We start from the raw sequence: 16,607 nt of genomic DNA, 5'->3' as shown, positions 1-16,607 counted from the left end.
CCGTCGTTGAGGATGCCGCGACGGTTCTCCGGGGGTGTGGCTCTGCGTTGGATCGTTGCGCACGGCTGTGAAGTGAGGGGTTCTTGGTGCAAGCGTTTCGTGTGCGGATGCCATCCGGTGCCGCCTACTGGACGGTGGTCGATGGCGATCTCCAGGTGGTGAAGGAGGCAGACCGGTTCCTGCTGGGCCTGCGGCTGGGCAGGGACCGTGCGGAGTCGACGACGAAGTCCTACGCGGGTGGGATCGCGTTGTTCCTGCGCTGGTGTGCGGCGACCGGCCGGGACTGGCGTACGGCCGCCCGCGACCTCAGCTCCTTCATCCTCTGGCTGAAGTGGCAGCCCTGCAGGTCTGAAAGGCGGCCGACGGTGGTGCCCGGGCCAGGGGCGGAGCCGGTCCGCAAGGCTCGCCGGATCAACGGGGTACTGGCGGCGGTTCGGGGGTTCCTGGCCCATGCGGTGGCGGAGAAGGCCGTGCCGGGCTGGGTCCTGGAACGGCTCTATGAGTTGGGCGACACGCGCGATCTCCCGGTCCAGGCGCAAGGTGAGGACGGGGCCATGCGTTACCGGCTGCGGGCTCAGCACCGGTTGCCGGAGTCGGAGCCGGAGGTCGACCGGGCGAGCGACGAGGAGATCGTGGCGATGTTCCGGGCCTGCCGTTCGGCCCGAGACCGGCTCCTGGTGCTGCTGCTGTCCCGGGTCGGGCTGCGTCGGGGCCAGGCCGCGGGCCTGCGTCGCAGCGACGTCCATCTGCTGATGGACTCCGCTGCCCTGGGATGCCCGGTCGGGGGCGCCCATCTTCACATCGTGCGGCGGCAGAACCAGAATCAGGCGTGGTCGAAGTCGCGACGCTCGGTCGTGCTGCCGGTGGACTTCCTGGTGGTGCAGGCCTTTGACCAGTACGCGCTGGAACGCCACGAGCGGCTGGGAGCCGCGGGCGGCGACTTCGTCCTGGTGAACCTCTTCCGGGAACCGCTGGGCTCACCGGTCACGCCGGACGCCATCGGCGAGACGGTGGAGAGCCTGGCACGGCGGGCAGGCCTGGAACGGAAGATCGCGCCGCACATGATGCGGCACGCGATGGCCAGCAACGTCGCCGACGCGGGCGGCACCCTGGACGAGATCCAGATGCTCCTGGGCCACAGGCACCCGGAGTCCGCCCGCCCCTACCTGCACCCGGCGGATGCCCGGTTGAGGAAGGCGATCGATCGTGTTCCCTCACCGCGTGAACTGACCGAGGAGGGCCTTCGATGACCCTCAGGGCTGTCCCGGCCCCGGGTCCCGAGCACGGGCAGGACCCCGGCGGCGTCTCGGCATTGTGGGCGGCGATCGACCCCGACTTCCTGGCCGTCCTCGGGTGGTCGCCCACGGTCCGCGTGCTGTTCTTCCCGGCCGACCACGCTCAACTCGGCACGCCGCTCTGCCGGGTGAAGGGCTGCTCGCAGACGAGCTACAGCAGGGAGCTCTGCTCGGGCTGCCGACTGCGGTGGAGAGAACTGGGCAAACCCGCGCTGGACGAGTTCGTCGAAATGGGCCGCGGTGACGGGCGTCGGGTCGGCGTCGAGACCTGCTCGGTGTCCGGATGCGAGCGGCCGTTCCGCTCGTGGCGGCGGCCGCTTTGCTCGACACACATGAGTCAACTTGACCGCAGGAAAGTGACGGTGGAGGAGTTCCTCGCGCTCGACGACATCGTCGCACTGCCCGGTTTCGGGCCCTGCGAGGTCGTGTCCTGCCACCGGGACAGGGACGGAAAGTCGCCCTACTGCCACGCCCACCGTGTTCGCCTCTCCGACGCGATCCGGCGAGGACGGCTCACGGCCGATGATGAGGAGCGTTGGCGGCGTACGACCGCCCCGGTCACGGCGAACAACGAGGTGAGCCTGCGAGGGCTGCCCGACCGGGTGGTCGCCGAGATCCTTTACGGCATCCAGGCCCGAACCAGCGAGGGTTTTCACACCACCCAGTTCCAGCTCCGCAACCTCACCAACCGGCTGCGCGAACTCGAACTTCCCTCGCTGTGCGCTGTGGAACCCGATCACGTCTCCCGCGGCGTCCGGGGGCTGTGCAGCAGCCTGGTCACCCTCGTCGGCCGGGTCGGCCTCACCCCCGATGGCGAGCGGATCAAGGATGTATGGAACGGCGCCGTGTTCGGCCACTCCGGCCAGGTGCGCTTCACCGCGATCCATCAGCCGTGGCTGCGGGACGCGCTCAAGGAGTGGGCCTTCTTCTCGCTGCCTCAGCGTCGCGGAAAGGCTCTCAGTAGCGTTCAGCAGATCGTCAATGCCTTCGCGCTCCTCTCCGAGAGCCTGCGGCTGCAGCGGGAGGATCACGGCGACGACGTCCGCGAGGTGGGCCGACGTGACATCGTCGCGTTCACCAACCGCCTGGCCTACCTGCACCACACGGGGGAGATCTCTGCCCACCAGTGGCTGGTGACCTGCCGCTTCGTCCACCGCAACCTGGTCCGGATGCGGTCGCTTGGACTCGCTCGCCCGGGACAACCTCTGCACGGGCTGCCGGACGACTTCGCACTTGTCGCCGAGGACATCCCCGACGATCCGGAGGACTCCGAGGCGGGCAAGGATCTGCCTGCCGAGGTGATGCGGCAGCTCTGCGACCACCTGCCGTCCCTTGTCGGTCACCGCCGCAACGGCCAGGAGAACCGGGTGGCCGTGGAACTGCTGATCGACACCGGTCGGAGGCCGCAGGAGATCTGCCAGCTACGCTGGGACTGCCTCAAGCAGGATGCCGACGGCCAGTTCCTGCTGATCTACGACAACTACAAGGCCAACCGCAAGGGACGCCGGCTGCCGATCTCCAAGACCACGGCTGGAGTGATCACCCAGCAGCAGGAGCGGATCCGTGCCGACTACCCCCTGACACCGACCGCAGAATTGATGCTTCTGCCGACCAGGGTCGGCAATCCGTGGGGGCGGAAGCCGATCGGGCCCGGCTGGCTGTCCGGCCGTCACCGTGAGTGGGTTCGCTCGCTGCCGGACTTCCTGGTCCCCACGCGTCTCGAGGTCGAGGGGCAACCGGTGACCAAAATGCTGCCGTTCGACAAGTCCAGGATCTTCCTCTACGCCTACCGGCATACCTACTGCCAGCGGCACGCGGATGCGGGGGTTCCTGTTGATGTCCTGCGCGTCTTGATGGACCACCGGCGGATGGACACCACGCAGGCCTACTACCGCATCAGCGAGGAACGGCGGCGCGAGGCCGTCGACCGGGTCACGGAGATGCAGTTCGACCGGCACGGCAACCGCGTCTGGCGCCAGGCCAAGGCCCTGCTCGACTCCGAGCACGCCCGCCGCGCGGTCGGCGAGGTCGCGGTCCCTTACGGCGTCTGCACCGAACCGTCCAACGTCGCCGCCGGCGGTCAGGACTGCCCGGTCAGATTCCGTTGCGTCGGCTGCGGCCACTTCCGCACCGACGTTTCCTACCTGCCCGACCTGGAGGCCTACCTCGCCGACCTGTTGCGCAATCGCGAACGACTGGCCGCTGCACTGGACGCCGACGACTGGGCGAAAGCCGAAGCGATGCCGTCGGACGAGGAGATCCGGCGGGTGAGACGGCTGATCAAACGTGTGAAGGACGGCATGGACGACCTGGACGAGAAACAGCGCACCGAGATCGAGGACGCCGTCGCCGTCGTCCGCCGCGGACGACAGAGCGTCCTGCTGGGTATGCCCCGCGTCCGCCAGCCGCTACCCGACCTGCGCCCCGAGAGGACCCCATGACCAGCACGGACCCTATGGCCGAGGGCAGGCGGGCCGACGCGGCCAGACGCCGGCAGCGCGTACTGAAGGCGATCGAGGCAGCCACCAAGGGGGGCGAGGAGATCACCGCCGCCGGCATCGCCAGGGCCGCTGGAGTGGACCGCTCGTTCCTCTACCGTCACCGCGACCTGCTGCAACATCTCCACACAGCCGCCGGCAACCCAGCCTCCTTCGATGGACAGACCCCCGTGAGCAGGGCATCGCTGCAGGCAGACCTCGCGAACGCCCTCGAACGCAACACACGGCTGGCGACCCGCGTCCGGCAACTGGAGAAGCGGCTGTCAGAAATGCTCGGCGACCAGGCCTGGCGCGAGTCGGGGCTGGGTGCCAGCGCAGACCTCGACCAGCTCCAGCGACAGGTCACGACCCTCGAACAGCGGGTCGTCGACCTCCAGAGCCAACTGGAGGAGCGCACCGAGGACCTCGACGCCGCACGGGCGGCGAACCGCGAGCTGACCCGGACGCTGAACCAAAGCCAGAGGTGACCTCGTGGCACCGCCGAGATGCGATCACTGCAGAGCCGGGGTCCGATGGTTCTGGAGAGATCAAGGAAGGCGGATCACGATGGCACGCGCAGTCTGGAGCGGCGTACTGACCTTCGGCTTGGTGTCCGTGCCCGTGCAGCTCTTCACGGCGACCGAGAGTCACACGATCCGTTTCAACCAGATCCAACGCGGCACCTCTGACCGGGTGCGCAACAAGCGTGTGAATGAGCGCACCGGTGAAGAAGTCCCCGTCGACGAGATCGTCAAGGGTTTCGACATGGGGGACGAGTACGTGGTCGTCGAACCCCAAGAGCTCGACGAGATCGCCCCGGGACGTTCCAAGGCGCTGGACATCACGGGGTTCGTCGGCCTGGAGAACGTCGACCCCATCTACTTCGACAAGAGCTACTACCTGGCCCCACGCGGCCAGGAGTACTCGAAGGTCTACACCCTCCTGCACCAGGCGTTGGCGCGGTCCGGCAAGGTGGGGATCGCCACCGTCGTCATGCGCAACCGCGAATACCTCGTCGCCGTGAAAGCAGAAGAGGACGTCCTGGCTCTCCACACCCTGCACTGGGCCGACGAGGTCCGCGACCCGCGACGCGAGATCGGGAACATTCCCGAGGCGAAGGAAGTGGTCGACCGCGAGTTGCAGACCGCCGTGCAACTCGTCGACGCGTTGAGCATCGACTGGGATCCGCACAGCTACCACGACACATATCAGGAGAAGGTGCGGGAACTCGTCGAGGCCAAACGTTCCGGAGCGGTAGTGGAGAAGGGCGAGGCGCCGCCGTCGTCCACCAACGTCATCGACCTGATGGAGGCCCTGCAGGCCAGCGTCGACCGGGCCAAGACCGCCAAGGGCGGTGCTGCCGGGAAGGCTGAATCCACGGAAGGGCGACCGCCCACCCAGTTGCGGAAGGCCGCCGAGAAGCGGCAGGCAACGCGTGCGGCAAAGAAGACGGAGAAGAAAACCGCGAAGGCCTCGGAGCTGGAATCCCTGAGCAAGGCGGACCTCTACAAGCGGGCATCAGACGCCGACATCCCGGGACGCTCGACAATGACCCGGGAGGATCTGATCAAAGCTCTCGCCGGCACAGGCGGACGACGCAGGACCCGAGCGTCTTGACGCCCCTACCTCAGGTCCAGGCTGCTTGACGCAGGAACCAATCCCCTCGACATGGCGCTGACCGGCTGGCAAGCTGCGCACATGACCTACGGAATCGAGTCCCACTTCACCCTGTGAGCGCCCAGGAAGAGCGCAAGGCGCTCACTCCCCCGACTGCTCTGTATGACCACGCCCTACGTCTGTTGCGCGAGTCCCCCGAGGGTGTCCCGCTCCGACGCGGCTATTCGCTGCCGCAGAAGAACGCAGCGGGCGAGGATCTGCTTCCTCGAGAAGAGGCGAAGAGCGCCATCTTGAAAGCGCTGAGCCCACTCCCGGATGACCCCGCCACCCTGCATCGCCGCTTCGAGCGACTTGGCATTCAGGATCGCCACAGGCACCTGATCAAGTCCAGCGTCGCCGGCCTGGCACTGCCAGCCGAACAGGTTGGTGCGGCCCGGGCCTTGGGGCGGCGGCTGATCCGGACCGGTACGACCGCGTCCGCCGTCACCGTGGGTATCGCCCTTCTGGGTCGCCTCGGCGAGCCCGAGGACGTCCCGTATCTCTCTGTTCTCGGCCTGTTCCGGGATCTCACCGGCGCAGCTGTCAACGCGCTCGACAACCTCGATCGCCAATCCGCGGCTGTCGTGTGGCTCGTGGTCTACGCCCGCCGCGACGAGCTGCAGTCGCTCGTCCACGCCCTATGGACAGCTGACCGGCAGGCCGTGCGCCCGGAGCTGGTCGCGCTTCCTGACTCACCACGCCTCGTCAGCAGCGCGGTCGCCCGCCGGATCGCGGAGGCTTCCCACCTGCCCGACCTACTCGATCACCATCCCTCCGACACCCGCCTGCTCGCTCGTGCGGGCAGGCTGCTCGTCCGGATGGGATGCTCACGCGATGATCCGACCGACCTCCTGGCCTACCGTGACGCGCTCCGTGTGTACGACAGGGTCGTCACTCGGTCCGATCTGCTGCCGCCCACCCTCGACAACGCAGCCATGCTGCTATCGCTCGCCCTGGACCTGAGCAGCGGCACCGGCGTGCTGCTGGACTGGGCGCCCGGACGGCGAGCGGCACTGCTGGAATCGCTTGGGCGGCTGCTGGCCGAGCCCCGATGGGCGGTGGCGGGCGCGACCGGAGGCGAAGAGGACAAGCGGCGACGATCCGACTGGATCCGCCGCACCGGACGGCAGCCGTTCACACGTCCGGCGACGCCCGACAAGTTCCGCATCGAGGTGGTGGCCGGCGACCCTGCGGACCGAAATCCCGTTGAGACACGAGTGCTCATCGATGGCCGGCCGGTGGTCCCGGCAGCGTTTGGCCGCGGTCCCGTCCACAGCCCCGAGTATCTACTGGACGATGGCCGCCTGCGCGCCGGTGAGGAGCCCCGCGAAGTGCAACTCGCGGAAGCCTCCTGCACCGAGGGGTGCTGCGGCGCGCTCTACGTCACCATCCGGCGAGACGCGGACCAGGTGGTGTGGGAGAAGTGGCGGCAGACACTGCCGGGCTCTCGCGAGCCCGCGCCCGAGCTGCCCACGTACTGGTTCGACGCCTCCGAGTACGACACTGCGATCGCCAGGGCGGAGACCGACAGCTCCTGGTCTTGGCGGGCACGAACCATCGCCCGCCTGATCAAGGCGGGGCTGATCGAGGAGCCGGACTTGTTGAGCCAATGGGATGCAAGCCGAGGCTGGATCAGCAGCGGCTTCGATGACCCCGACACCGCCGAGGTGACCTTCTGGTATGTGCCGGGGCTGGCGTCCGGCAGACCGGAACGAGCCGACAGTCCCCTCCAGTTCCGCTGGGTCATTCCGGACGACGGCACAACGCCCGAGGCGCAGGCCGCCGCCGCCTTGCGCCGGCTGGGCGAAGAGGACCCGAAGTCCTACGCACGAGTGTGCGGCGGCAGCCGCGAGCGAGCCGAGGAGCTCGGGTTCCCCTGGCCTGACAGCGTCTGACCAACCGCCTTCGACCCATCGATACGCGGCCCTGAACCGCGTCATCTCACGGACGACCTTGGCGCGTGCTGGCCAAGGTCGTCCGATGCGTGGCGGCGCTGCAACCGAGCGTTGTGAGCGACCACCCCCAAGGGTGATGGCGCCACAGGTGTCGCACGCGATAGTTTCGGCTACGCCGGTGCTGAGCTGCACAGATTCGGCCCGTCATTCGCCGGAACAGCCCGCACCCCCAGAGAACCGCCGTCCTCGGCGTGCACCTGGTGCAGCGAGACGCCGTGCTCCTCGGTGGCCGCGTAGAGCTTGACGGGAATGGAGACCAGTCCGAAGCCGATCGCACCTTTCCACATGGATCGCATACTTTCGTCCCTTTCCGGGGACTTTCCAGACTATGCCCGCCCCCTCAGCCTCGCCCGACCGGCAGACGGTCGAGGTGGACGGCCGCCGCGTCGTCCTCACCCACCTGGACAAGGTCGTCTTCCCGGTCACCGGTCACACCAAGGCACAGCTGCTGCGGTACTACGCCGGCATCGCCCCGGTGCTGGTGCCGCACGCCACCGGGCGCCTGGCCTCCTTCGTCCGCGCTCCGGAGGGCCCGCACGCCCAGCGCTGGTTCGCCAAACGCCCGCCCGCCGGCACGCCCGACTGGGTGACCACCGCCGGGGAGGCCGACGAGCCGCACGTCGTCGTCGACTCCACCCCCGCCCTGGTCGCCATGGCCAATCTCGGCGGCTGGGAGGTCCACGTCCCCCAGTGGACCGTGGCGGGCGGGCGCGACGCCCACGACCGGCTCGTCCTCGACCTCGACCCCGGCGAGGGCGCCGACCTCGTCCTGTGCTGCCGGGTCGCCGAACGTCTGCGGCAGATGATGGAGGACGACGGGCTCACCACCTCCCCCGTCACCTCCGGCAGCAAGGGGCTGCACCTGTACGCGCCGCTGCGGCCCGTCAGCGAGGCCGCCGCCACGGGCTACGCCAGGGCGCTCGCCGTTCGTATGCGCGACGAGCACCCCGGCCTCGTCGTCTTCTCCATGACCCGCAGCCTGCGCGCCGGGAAGATCTTCATCGACTGGTCCCAGAACGCCTCCGCGAAGACCACCGCCTGCCCGTACACCCTGCGGCTGCGCGACCGCCCCGGCGTCGCGACCCCGGTCACGTGGGAGGAGATCGCCTCGTGCCGGAAGGCCGAGGACCTCGCCTTCACCCCGGAGGAGGTCCTGGAACGCGCCGCCCACCGCGGCGACCTGCTCGCCGCCCTGGACGACGCCGCCGGGCGGGGCACCCTGCCGTGACGGGCGGCCCCCTCGTGACCGATCCCCTCCCGCTCCCCGTCCGCGTCGCCCTGGCCCGCCGCGTCGACGCCGTCCCCGCGGCCGACGCCCTCCCCGGCGGCTGCGCCTACGAGCCCAAGTTCGACGGCCACCGCATGGTCGTGCTCACCGGCCCCGTGCGCCTGCAGACCCGCTCCGGCCGGCTCGTGACGGCCACCTTCCCCGAGATCGCCGAGGCCGCCAGGGCCCTGCCAGCCGGTACCGTCCTCGACGGCGAGGTCGTCATCTGGCGGGACGGCCGCATCGACTTCGGCGCCCTCCAGCGCCGCGCCCTGCGCGGCTCCACCCGCGGCCCCGTCCTCCCCGCCAACTACGCGGCCTTCGACCTGCTCGCCGCCGGCGGCACCGACCTGCGCGGCCGCCCCTACGACGAGCGCCGCGCCGCCCTCGTCGCCCTGCTGGAGCCGCTCGGGCCGCCGCTGCAGGCCGTTCCCATGACGACCGACCGCGACGAGGCGCTCCAGTGGTACGCCTCGCTCGCCCCGGCCGGCATCGAGGGCCTCGTCGTCAAGGGCCGCGGCCAGCGCTACCGCCCCGACCGCCGTGACTGGCTCAAGCTCCGCCACGCCGTTCCGCAGGACGCCGAGGCCATCGGTTTCACCGGCACTCCCCGGGCCCCCCGCGCCCTCGTTCTCGACCTCGGCGACGGCCCCTTCGCCTCCGCACCTCTCGACGCCTCCCTGCGCACCCAGCTCGCGGCGCTCCTGGTCCCCCCGCCGCCTCCGCTCGGCCCGGCCCTCGACGACGGCACCCCCTACCGCCCGCTGCCCGCCCCCCTCCCCGTCGAGATCCTCCAGGGCGAGGGCCGCCACGCCCTCACCACGGTGCTGCGGCTGCGGCCCGACGCGTGACCGGCGAGGCGGCCACCACCCGGCGCCCGAAAGGCCGTTGAACGGCTGCCTGCGCGCCCGGACCGGGCAGCGGCTCAGCCCTGGGACGCCGCGGCCGGTACCTCGCGGGTGCGGGCCCAGCGGAGCAGGGTCTCCGCGTCCCAGGTGTTGACGACGCGCTCCGGGGGGACGCCGCACTCCTCGGCGCGGGCGCAGCCGAGGATCTGCCAGTCCAGCTGGCCGGGGGCGTGGGCGTCGCTGTCGATGCCGAAGAGCACCCCGGCTTCCACGGCCTTGCGCAGCAGCCGGCGCGGCGGGTCGAGGCGGTCCGGGCGGCTGTTGATCTCCACGGCCACCCCGAAGCGCTCGCACGCGGCGAAGACCAGGTCCGCGTCGAACTCCGACTCCGGGCGCGGCTTGCCGGCCACCAGCCGCCCCGTGCAGTGGCCCAGCACGTCCACCAGCGGATTGCTGATCGCGGAGATCATGCGCCGGGTCATCTCGTCCCGGTCCATCCGCAGCTTGGAGTGGGCGGACGCCACGACCACGTCCAGCCGGTCCAGCAGCTCCGCGTTCTGGTCGAGCGCGCCGTCCGCGAGGATGTCGCACTCGATGCCGGTCAGCAGCCGGAAGGACGGCGGCAGCCGCTCGTTCAGCTCGGCCACCGCCTCCAGCTGGGCGCGCAGCCGTTCGGCGGTCAGCCCGCGGGCGACGGTCAGCCGGGGGGAGTGGTCGGTGAGCGCCGCCCACTCGTGGCCCAGCTCCATCGCGGTGCGGGCCATCGTCTCGATGGGGCTGCCGCCGTCGGACCAGTCGGAGTGCAGATGGCAGTCGCCGCGCAGCGCGGCCCGCATCCGCTGCCCCGCGTCGCCGCCGGGCCGCGGGAACGCGTCCGCCGTGTCCTGCGCCAGCCGGGTCAGGTAGGCGGGGCGGTCGCCCGCCAGCGCCTCCCGGACGACGGCGGCGGTCTTCGGGCCGAGGCCCTTGACCTCCTCCAGGCCGCCCGGCCGTTCCGCGCGCCGCCGGAGCTCCTCCGGCGGCATCGCGGCGACCGCGGCGGAGGCGCCGCGGAAGGCACGGACCCGGTAGGTCGGGGCGCCGTCCCGCTCCAGCAGGAAGGCGATCCGGTCCAGCGCCTCGACGGGGTCCATGCCTCCAGGATCAGGTCTTGTCGCGGAACCTCGCCACCGCCAGGGGCGCGCTGATCACCGTGATGCCCACGGCCCACATCACCGTCATCATCACCGAGTGCGCGACGGCACCACCGTTGATCAGGTTGCGGGAGGCGTCGGCGAGGTTGGACAGCGGGTTGTAGCGGGTGAACGCCTCCAGCCAGCCCGGCATGGTGGTCGGCTTGGCGAAGATCGAGCTCCCGAACTGCAGCGGCAGGACGACGATCACGGCGAGTCCCTGGACGGACTGGGGGGTCCGGGCGACCAGACCCAGGAGGATGAAGACCCACATCAGGGAGGCCCCGAACGCGAGCGACAGCACCACCGCGCCCAGCAGCCCGAACACACCGTTGTCCACGTGCAGCCCGAGGATGAACCCCATGACGAGGAGGATCACCGTGGCGACCAGCGCACGGCCGATCTCCACCACGATCTTCGCGATCAGCACGGAGGAGCGGGCGATCGGCATCGTCCGGAAGCGGTCCATCACCCCGGTCTTGAAGTCCGAGTTGACGCCCGTGCCGACGGCCATGGCGATGTTCATGCCCATCATGGCCATCAGGCCGGGCACCATGTAGTTGACGTACTTCTCCTGGCTGCCCTCGAGCGCGCCCCCGAAGACGTACACGAACAGCAGCGTGAAGACGATCGGCATGAGCAGCGCGTCGAACATCGACTCCGGGTCCTGCCGGATCTGCAGGACGTTGCGCCGCACGAGTGCGCCGATGTGCCGCAGGTTGGCCCGCAGCCCGATCCGCGGATCGGCGGCCGCGGCCTTGGTGCTCCCCGAGGGGACGGTGACGGCGGTCATGCCGCGAGCTCCTCTCGGTCCCGGGTGCCGCTGCCGCGCGTGACGGCCAGGAACACCTCGTCCAGGCTGGGCAGATGGGTGTCGATGCCGGCGATCGCGAAACCGTGCGCGCCCAGCACGCCCACGATCTCCGTCAGCTGTCCGTCGCTGAGGATCGGCACGTTGAGCACCCCGTTCGCGTGGTCCGGCACGGCCTGCGCCCCTGTACCGAGCGCCGCCGCCATCGCGTCCAGCGCCCCCGGATCCACCGGGCGCACCTGCAGCGTCCGGCCACCGACCTTCGCCTTCAGTTCCTCGACCCGGCCCCCGGCGATCACCCGGCCGCGGTCGATGACCGTGAGCTCGTGCGCGAGCTTCTCGGCCTCCTCCATGTACTGCGTGGTCAGCAGCACGGTCGAGCCGTCGGCGACCATGTTCTGCACCTCGTCCCACACCTCGTTGCGGGTGCGGGGGTCGAGACCCGTGGTCGGCTCGTCCAGGTACAGCACCGCCGGGCGTCCGATCATCGACGCCGCCAGGTCCAGCCGGCGGCGCATGCCGCCGGAGTACTCCTTGGCGGGCTTGCGGGCGGCGTCCGTCAGCGAGAACCGCTCCAGCAGCTCGTCCGCCCTGCTCCGGGCGTCGCGGCGGGCCAGGTCCAGCAGCCGGCCGATCATGTAGAGGTTCTCGCGGCCCGACAGCGACTCGTCGACCGACGCGTACTGCCCGGTCAGCCCGATCACCCGGCGCAGCTGCCGGGGCTGCGCCATGACGTCGTAGCCGGCCACCGTCGCCGTGCCGGCGTCCGGCCGGATCAGTGTGGACAGGATCCGCACCAGCGTCGTCTTCCCGGCGCCGTTCGGCCCCAGCACGCCCAGCACGGTCCCCTGCCGCACGTCCAGGTCCACCCCGTCGAGGGCCTTCGTCTCCCCGTAGCGCTTCACGAGCCCGCGCACCCTGACGGCGGCGTCCGCGCTCTTGGCATCTCGTTGTGTCATGCCGCCACGGTCGCGCACCCCACCGACACGGCGCCGACATATCGCTGACGCCTCACCGACATCCGGCCGACGCCTGGCGAGGGTGGTGGCACTCGGTGCCAGGACTGCCGGATCCGGACATGTCCTATACAGGTCAAGCCGTGCGGCCCGTCCGTGGGTCGCGCTAGGACACCGTCTACTCGGCCAAGGCCCTGGGACGGGTCGACTTCGCCTCCGCCGAGCGCTGCCTCACCGTCCGCGTGCACGTGTGTCCGGAGGGCTACTCCGTAGGGTGAAGTCGGTACCCGATGGCCGGGGACGGCCCTATGCTGCCTTGAGGAAGCACACTGGACGGAACGCGGAGGTCGCCATGAGCACGAGCAGCGCTGACCATCCTGTGATCCCGCCGCGCCGGCCCCGGCTGTCGGTCGAGGAACTGGTCCGGGCCAAGAACGCCAAGCCGATCCAGTCGCTCGCCGACCTGGAGGCCATGTCCGCCGACATCTTCGAGTCGGACGAGGAACTGGACGAGTTCCTGGCGTTCACGTACGCCGAGCGCCGCCGCGACGTGGCCTGAGCTGAGCAGCGAGCATGCGCACGGTCGTTCCGACGTCTCCTCCCTGATCATCAAGAAGCGTCTGCCGATTGCGCTGGCGACCAGGCTGGTGAACACGCAGCCGATCATCACGTTCGTCACGCGCGCAGAGCTGGCCAAGTGGGCTGAGGTTCGCCACTGGGGGCCGGGAAACCGCACCATTCTCGCCGAATGGCTGGCAGGAGTGCGATGCTGCCCGGTGACGAGGACGTGGCCGACACCTACGGAGCCCTCTCAGCCGCCGGGTTGCTTCGAGGCCGGCCCCGGCCGATGAACGACATGTGGATCGCCGCCTGCTGCCTCACACACGGCCTCCCGCTGGCGACGTTGAACGTCAAGGACTTCGACGACTTCCGTATGCACCACGGCCTGGAACTCATCACCGCGTAGCTCGCACGGTCGCAGCCCCCGAAAGGCAAGGTCTAGACCTTTGACGGCAGCGCTGACGGCAACAATGGCGGACGTCAGCGGACTTCTACGGACTCAGCGGACCGATAGATTGCCGCCCACCTGCGAAAAGGACCCCACCGGACGCAGTTCCGGTGGGGCCCCCGGCACGAGAACGGCGGGAAGGGGACGCGCATCGCGCGTCCCCTTGCGTTTCGGTGCCCCCGCAGGGCTCAAGTGGTGACCGACACCAGCCGCTGCCCCTGGGACGTGACGACGTCGAAGCGGGAGATGTCGTCCGGCTGCATCCCCGCCGACCCGTCCAGCGTGAGCGGATTGGGCTGGTCGGAGGTACCGTAGCCGGCCGTCGGGACACTCCAGGTGCCGACCGTCTGCTGGGAGCCGTCCTTGCCGACGACGACCAGGCGGCAGGTGAGCGGTCCCTGGACCCCGGCGAGGGTGAGGCCGACCTCGCTGCCCCACTTCTTCTCGTTGACGCCGACCGTCGCCTTGACGCCCGTGGAGTTGTCGGTGCCCTTGAACTGCTCCGCGTAGGCCCTGGCCTGGGTGCCCTCCGAGCCGCCGGAGGCGAGCACCGCGACGGTCGGGCCCGCCACGATCAGCGCCACCGAGGCGGCGAGCGCGAACATCCTGCGCCGGGCGCGGGTCTTGCGCTCGCCGGAGACCTTGCCGAGGAGACTCCCGAGCACCTTGTCGCCGCTGGGCGGGACGGGCACTCCGGCGCCGGCGGGGGCGAGTTCGGCGAGCACCGGCACGAGGCCGCTCAGCTCGTCGAGCTGCTGTCCGCACTGGTGGCAGATGGCGAGGTGCTGCTCGAAGCGCGCCATGTCGGCGTCGTCGAGCACGCCGAGGACGTAGGCCCCGACGTCGACGTGCGGGTCGTGGGGGGTACCTGCCCCGGAGCCGTAACCGTAGACCGTCACGAGGTGGTCACACCCCTTTCCTCAAGAGCGATTTTCAGGGAGCGGAGCGCGTAGAAGACGCGCGAGCGCACAGTGCCGGGCGGTACCCCCAGCGTCGCCGCGGCCTCGTTGACCGTCCGGCCCTTGAAGTACGTTTCGATCAGCACCTGGCGGTGGGCCTCGGTGAGATCATCCAGTGCGTCGGAGATCGTCATCAGCCTCAGGGAGCGTTCGAGTTCGTCCTCGGCCGGGAGCTGGTCGAGGGCGGCCGGGGAGGCCTCCGGGGGCCGTGCCTGACGGCTGCGGTGGCCGTCGATCACGATCCGCCGTGCGACCGTCACCAACCAGGGCCGCAGGGAACGGGCGCCCGGGTCGAGCCGGGACGCGCTCTTCCACGCGCGCAGGAGGGTCTCCTGCACGACGTCCTCCGCCAGGTAGCGGTCCCCGCCGACCAGCCGAAGAACGTATGCGAAGAGCGCGCCCGCGTGTTCGCGGTAGAGCGCCCGCATGAGGTCCTCTTCGGGGACCCCACCTGAGCGATGGTCGGCCACGAGCGCATCCTGCCCTACTGATCGCCGGGGGTCGAGTCCTCTCAATGCCTGCTGTCCCATCAGTACCCGTCTGACCCGGTCTCGGTGGAGGCGCTCTTCGGCTGCGCGGGCGTCCTGGCCTTCGCGCCGTCCGGGGTGGCCGCGTACCAGGAGCGGTCGGCGCCCTGGCCCTTGGTGTCGCCCGGGTTCTGGTCGCCCGTGAAGTGGTAGAGCGGCATGCCGTTGAGCGTGAGCTGCATGGTCCCGTCGGGACGCTTGACGCTGCCGACCAGGTTCTGGTCGACGCCCTGCACCTGCGTGTCCGAGACCGCGGCGGCCGGCTGCCACCGGGTCGCGCACTCGCCGGTGCAGTTCGAGGTCGGCGGGTTGGGCTCGTCCTTCTCGAAGCGGTACAGCACCCAGCCCTTCTCGTCGGTGACCAGCTTGCCGAGCTGGGCGTTGTCGACGGTCCGGAGGCCGGGCGCCGGTGCGGGCTGCGACGCCTGGATCGCGCCCACCGGGGGACTGGCATGGTCGACGCCCGCGTTGCAGGCGGTGGCGACGATCAGGGCGGCGGAGGCGAGTGCCCCCGCCCCCACTGATCGGCGCAACTTCTGAACGTTCATGCCAAGGCCCCCGGCATTGTCTCGTCGGTGCTCCGCCCCTGGTGGGCGGTTGCCCACACATACGGGGGTGGGGGCCGGTGTGCTCAACGTCCCCGGAAAAAACTTCCGCCCCGGGGAGGGGGTTCCCGGGGCGGAAGCCGGCGGTGGTTCGCACCGCCTCAGGGGGAAGTCGCGCGCGGCGCCGCGACGGGTCGTCGGAGGGTCAGTGGAAGCTGTGCTCCGGGGCCGGGTAGGCACCCCCCACGACGTCCTCGGCGAAGGCCTTCGCCGCACCGCCGAGGGTCTCGCGCAGTGCCGCGTACTGCTTGACGAAGCGCGGCACCCGGCCGCCGGTCATCCCGGCGAAGTCGGTCCAGACCAGCACCTGGGCGTCGCACTCCACGCCCGCGCCGATGCCGACCGTCGGGATGTGCAGGATGCGGGTGACCTCCGCGGCCAGCTCGGCCGGGACGAGCTCCAGCACGACGGCGAAGGCGCCGGCGTTCTGCACGGCCTTGGCGTCGCGCAGCAGCTGCTGGGCGGCCTCCTCGCCGCGGCCCTGGACCGGGTAGCCGCCGAAGGCGTTGACCGACTGCGGGGTGAGGCCGATGTGGGCCATCACGGGGATGCCGGCCTGGACCAGCAGGTCGATCTGCTGGGCGGAGCGCTCGCCACCCTCCAGTTTCACGGCACCCACCCCGGCCTCCTTGACCAGCCGGGTCGCGCTGCGCAGCGCCTGCGTCGGGCCCTCCTGGTACGAACCGAACGGCAGGTCGCCGATGACCATCGCGCGCTTGGTCCCGCGCACGACGGCGGCGGAGAGCATCGTCATCTCGTCCAGCGTGACGGGGACGGTGCTCTCGTAGCCGAGGTGACAGTTGCCCATCGAGTCGCCGACCAGCAGTACGGGGATGCCGGCCTCGTCGAAGACCGAGGCGGTCATGGCGTCGTAGGCGGTGAGCATGGGCCACTTCTCGCCGCGCTCCTTGGCGGCGGCGATGTCCCGGACGGTGATCCGCCGTGTCCCCTTGCCTCCGTACAGCGCCTTGCTGCTGTCGGGAGCGGGCTGAGCGGGCGTCTGGGCAGCCGGAACGGCATGCGTCATTGCAACGGCTCCTTGTGTCATCTCGAGGCGCCCTGACGGCGTC

At 70.3% G+C, this 16,607-nt stretch carries 17 protein-coding genes; 9 read left to right on the top strand and 8 right to left on the bottom strand.

Annotation, left to right across the window (positions count from 1 at the left end; all coding sequences use genetic code 11):
* Window positions 1-107 precede the first annotated feature (107 nt).
* The 5 genes from ACRWNP_RS12280 (at window position 108) to ACRWNP_RS12260 (ending at window position 7,323) form a co-directional block, all read left to right on the top strand.
* A complete protein-coding gene (locus tag ACRWNP_RS12280) occupies window positions 108-1,250 on the top strand; it encodes a tyrosine-type recombinase/integrase (protein ID WP_431961148.1) in 1,143 nt (380 codons plus the stop codon).
* The gene (locus ACRWNP_RS12275) at window positions 1,247-3,736 is read left to right on the top strand and encodes a tyrosine-type recombinase/integrase (RefSeq protein WP_431961147.1); all 2,490 of its coding nucleotides are present in this window, start codon (window positions 1,247-1,249) and stop codon (window positions 3,734-3,736) included. The genes ACRWNP_RS12280 and ACRWNP_RS12275 overlap by 4 nt, the downstream gene beginning before the upstream one ends.
* The gene (locus ACRWNP_RS12270; protein WP_431961146.1) at window positions 3,733-4,260 is read left to right on the top strand and encodes a DUF6262 family protein; all 528 of its coding nucleotides are present in this window, start codon (window positions 3,733-3,735) and stop codon (window positions 4,258-4,260) included. The genes ACRWNP_RS12275 and ACRWNP_RS12270 overlap by 4 nt, the downstream gene beginning before the upstream one ends.
* Before the next feature lie 79 nt (window positions 4,261-4,339).
* The gene (locus ACRWNP_RS12265) at window positions 4,340-5,389 is read left to right on the top strand and encodes a Ku protein (protein ID WP_431961145.1); all 1,050 of its coding nucleotides are present in this window, start codon (window positions 4,340-4,342) and stop codon (window positions 5,387-5,389) included.
* 113 nt (window positions 5,390-5,502) lie between these two features.
* The gene (locus ACRWNP_RS12260) at window positions 5,503-7,323 is read left to right on the top strand and encodes a hypothetical protein (protein ID WP_431961144.1); all 1,821 of its coding nucleotides are present in this window, start codon (window positions 5,503-5,505) and stop codon (window positions 7,321-7,323) included.
* 170 nt (window positions 7,324-7,493) lie between these two features.
* Here ACRWNP_RS12260 and ACRWNP_RS12255 read toward each other — a convergent pair whose 3' ends face one another.
* On the bottom strand, window positions 7,494-7,670 hold the full coding sequence (locus ACRWNP_RS12255) for a Ku protein (RefSeq protein ID WP_431961143.1): 177 nt from the start codon (window positions 7,668-7,670) through the stop codon (window positions 7,494-7,496).
* 41 nt (window positions 7,671-7,711) lie between these two features.
* Between ACRWNP_RS12255 and ligD the strand changes: the two genes are divergently transcribed.
* Both ligD and ACRWNP_RS12245 read left to right on the top strand, forming a co-directional pair.
* Entirely contained in the window at window positions 7,712-8,611 is a 900-nt protein-coding gene (ligD, locus tag ACRWNP_RS12250) for a non-homologous end-joining DNA ligase (protein WP_431961141.1), read from the top strand.
* Between the two features lie 14 nt (window positions 8,612-8,625).
* Window positions 8,626-9,501, top strand: a complete 876-nt coding sequence (locus ACRWNP_RS12245; RefSeq protein WP_431961140.1) for an ATP-dependent DNA ligase — start codon at window positions 8,626-8,628, stop codon at window positions 9,499-9,501.
* A 74-nt stretch (window positions 9,502-9,575) separates the two neighbouring features.
* Here ACRWNP_RS12245 and ACRWNP_RS12240 read toward each other — a convergent pair whose 3' ends face one another.
* Genes ACRWNP_RS12240 through ACRWNP_RS12230 form a run of 3 tightly spaced genes read right to left on the bottom strand, consistent with a single transcriptional unit; the run spans window position 9,576 to window position 12,440 of the window.
* Complete coding sequence (locus ACRWNP_RS12240; RefSeq protein WP_431961139.1) at window positions 9,576-10,631, bottom strand: PHP domain-containing protein; 1,056 nt, start codon at window positions 10,629-10,631, stop codon at window positions 9,576-9,578.
* Between the two features lie 10 nt (window positions 10,632-10,641).
* Entirely contained in the window at window positions 10,642-11,463 is an 822-nt protein-coding gene (locus ACRWNP_RS12235) for an ABC transporter permease (RefSeq protein ID WP_431961138.1), read from the bottom strand.
* Entirely contained in the window at window positions 11,460-12,440 is a 981-nt protein-coding gene (locus tag ACRWNP_RS12230) for an ATP-binding cassette domain-containing protein (protein WP_431961137.1), read from the bottom strand. Before ACRWNP_RS12230 ends, ACRWNP_RS12235 begins: the two co-directional genes overlap by 4 nt.
* A gap of 349 nt (window positions 12,441-12,789) precedes the next feature.
* Between ACRWNP_RS12230 and ACRWNP_RS12225 the strand changes: the two genes are divergently transcribed.
* On the top strand, window positions 12,790-12,996 hold the full coding sequence (locus ACRWNP_RS12225) for a hypothetical protein (RefSeq protein WP_431961135.1): 207 nt from the start codon (window positions 12,790-12,792) through the stop codon (window positions 12,994-12,996).
* Window positions 12,997-13,185: 189 nt separating this feature from the next.
* Window positions 13,186-13,404: a hypothetical protein gene (locus ACRWNP_RS12220; protein ID WP_431961134.1), complete on the top strand. Its 219-nt coding sequence runs from the start codon at window positions 13,186-13,188 to the stop codon at window positions 13,402-13,404.
* A gap of 230 nt (window positions 13,405-13,634) precedes the next feature.
* Here ACRWNP_RS12220 and ACRWNP_RS12215 read toward each other — a convergent pair whose 3' ends face one another.
* The 4 genes from ACRWNP_RS12215 to panB form a co-directional block, all read right to left on the bottom strand.
* A complete protein-coding gene (locus tag ACRWNP_RS12215; RefSeq protein ID WP_431961133.1) occupies window positions 13,635-14,345 on the bottom strand; it encodes an anti-sigma factor family protein in 711 nt (236 codons plus the stop codon).
* Window positions 14,342-14,935 carry a sigma-70 family RNA polymerase sigma factor gene (locus ACRWNP_RS12210; protein ID WP_431961132.1) on the bottom strand — a complete coding sequence of 198 codons (594 nt, stop codon included), beginning with the start codon at window positions 14,933-14,935 and terminating at the stop codon, window positions 14,342-14,344. The genes ACRWNP_RS12215 and ACRWNP_RS12210 overlap by 4 nt, the downstream gene beginning before the upstream one ends.
* Entirely contained in the window at window positions 14,935-15,480 is a 546-nt protein-coding gene (locus ACRWNP_RS12205; protein WP_431961131.1) for a hypothetical protein, read from the bottom strand. Before ACRWNP_RS12205 ends, ACRWNP_RS12210 begins: the two co-directional genes overlap by 1 nt.
* A gap of 202 nt (window positions 15,481-15,682) precedes the next feature.
* Window positions 15,683-16,564 carry a 3-methyl-2-oxobutanoate hydroxymethyltransferase gene (panB, locus tag ACRWNP_RS12200; protein ID WP_431961130.1) on the bottom strand — a complete coding sequence of 294 codons (882 nt, stop codon included), beginning with the start codon at window positions 16,562-16,564 and terminating at the stop codon, window positions 15,683-15,685.
* Between the last annotated feature and the right edge of the window lie 43 nt (window positions 16,565-16,607).

This window comes from Actinacidiphila sp. bgisy160 (genome assembly GCF_965342435.1).
Lineage (GTDB): Bacteria > Actinomycetota > Actinomycetes > Streptomycetales > Streptomycetaceae > Actinacidiphila.
This window is presented reverse-complemented; position numbering and strand designations above follow the sequence as displayed.

Bases quoted from the DNA above. Each gene is read 5' to 3' on its own strand.
- ACRWNP_RS12280 (WP_431961148.1), top strand. From the start codon at position 108: ATGCCATCCGGTGCCGCCTACTGGACGGTGGTCGATGGCGATCTCCAG.
- ACRWNP_RS12275 (WP_431961147.1), top strand. From the start codon at position 1,247: ATGACCCTCAGGGCTGTCCCGGCCCCGGGTCCCGAGCACGGGCAGGAC.
- ACRWNP_RS12270 (WP_431961146.1), top strand. From the start codon at position 3,733: ATGACCAGCACGGACCCTATGGCCGAGGGCAGGCGGGCCGACGCGGCC.
- ACRWNP_RS12265 (WP_431961145.1), top strand. From the start codon at position 4,340: ATGGCACGCGCAGTCTGGAGCGGCGTACTGACCTTCGGCTTGGTGTCC.
- ACRWNP_RS12255 (WP_431961143.1), bottom strand. From the start codon at position 7,670: ATGTGGAAAGGTGCGATCGGCTTCGGACTGGTCTCCATTCCCGTCAAG.
- ligD (WP_431961141.1), top strand. From the start codon at position 7,712: ATGCCCGCCCCCTCAGCCTCGCCCGACCGGCAGACGGTCGAGGTGGAC.
- ACRWNP_RS12240 (WP_431961139.1), bottom strand. From the start codon at position 10,631: ATGGACCCCGTCGAGGCGCTGGACCGGATCGCCTTCCTGCTGGAGCGG.
- ACRWNP_RS12235 (WP_431961138.1), bottom strand. From the start codon at position 11,463: ATGACCGCCGTCACCGTCCCCTCGGGGAGCACCAAGGCCGCGGCCGCC.
- ACRWNP_RS12230 (WP_431961137.1), bottom strand. From the start codon at position 12,440: ATGACACAACGAGATGCCAAGAGCGCGGACGCCGCCGTCAGGGTGCGC.
- ACRWNP_RS12225 (WP_431961135.1), top strand. From the start codon at position 12,790: ATGAGCACGAGCAGCGCTGACCATCCTGTGATCCCGCCGCGCCGGCCC.
- ACRWNP_RS12220 (WP_431961134.1), top strand. From the start codon at position 13,186: ATGGCTGGCAGGAGTGCGATGCTGCCCGGTGACGAGGACGTGGCCGAC.
- ACRWNP_RS12210 (WP_431961132.1), bottom strand. From the start codon at position 14,935: ATGGGACAGCAGGCATTGAGAGGACTCGACCCCCGGCGATCAGTAGGG.
- ACRWNP_RS12205 (WP_431961131.1), bottom strand. From the start codon at position 15,480: ATGAACGTTCAGAAGTTGCGCCGATCAGTGGGGGCGGGGGCACTCGCC.
- panB (WP_431961130.1), bottom strand. From the start codon at position 16,564: ATGACGCATGCCGTTCCGGCTGCCCAGACGCCCGCTCAGCCCGCTCCC.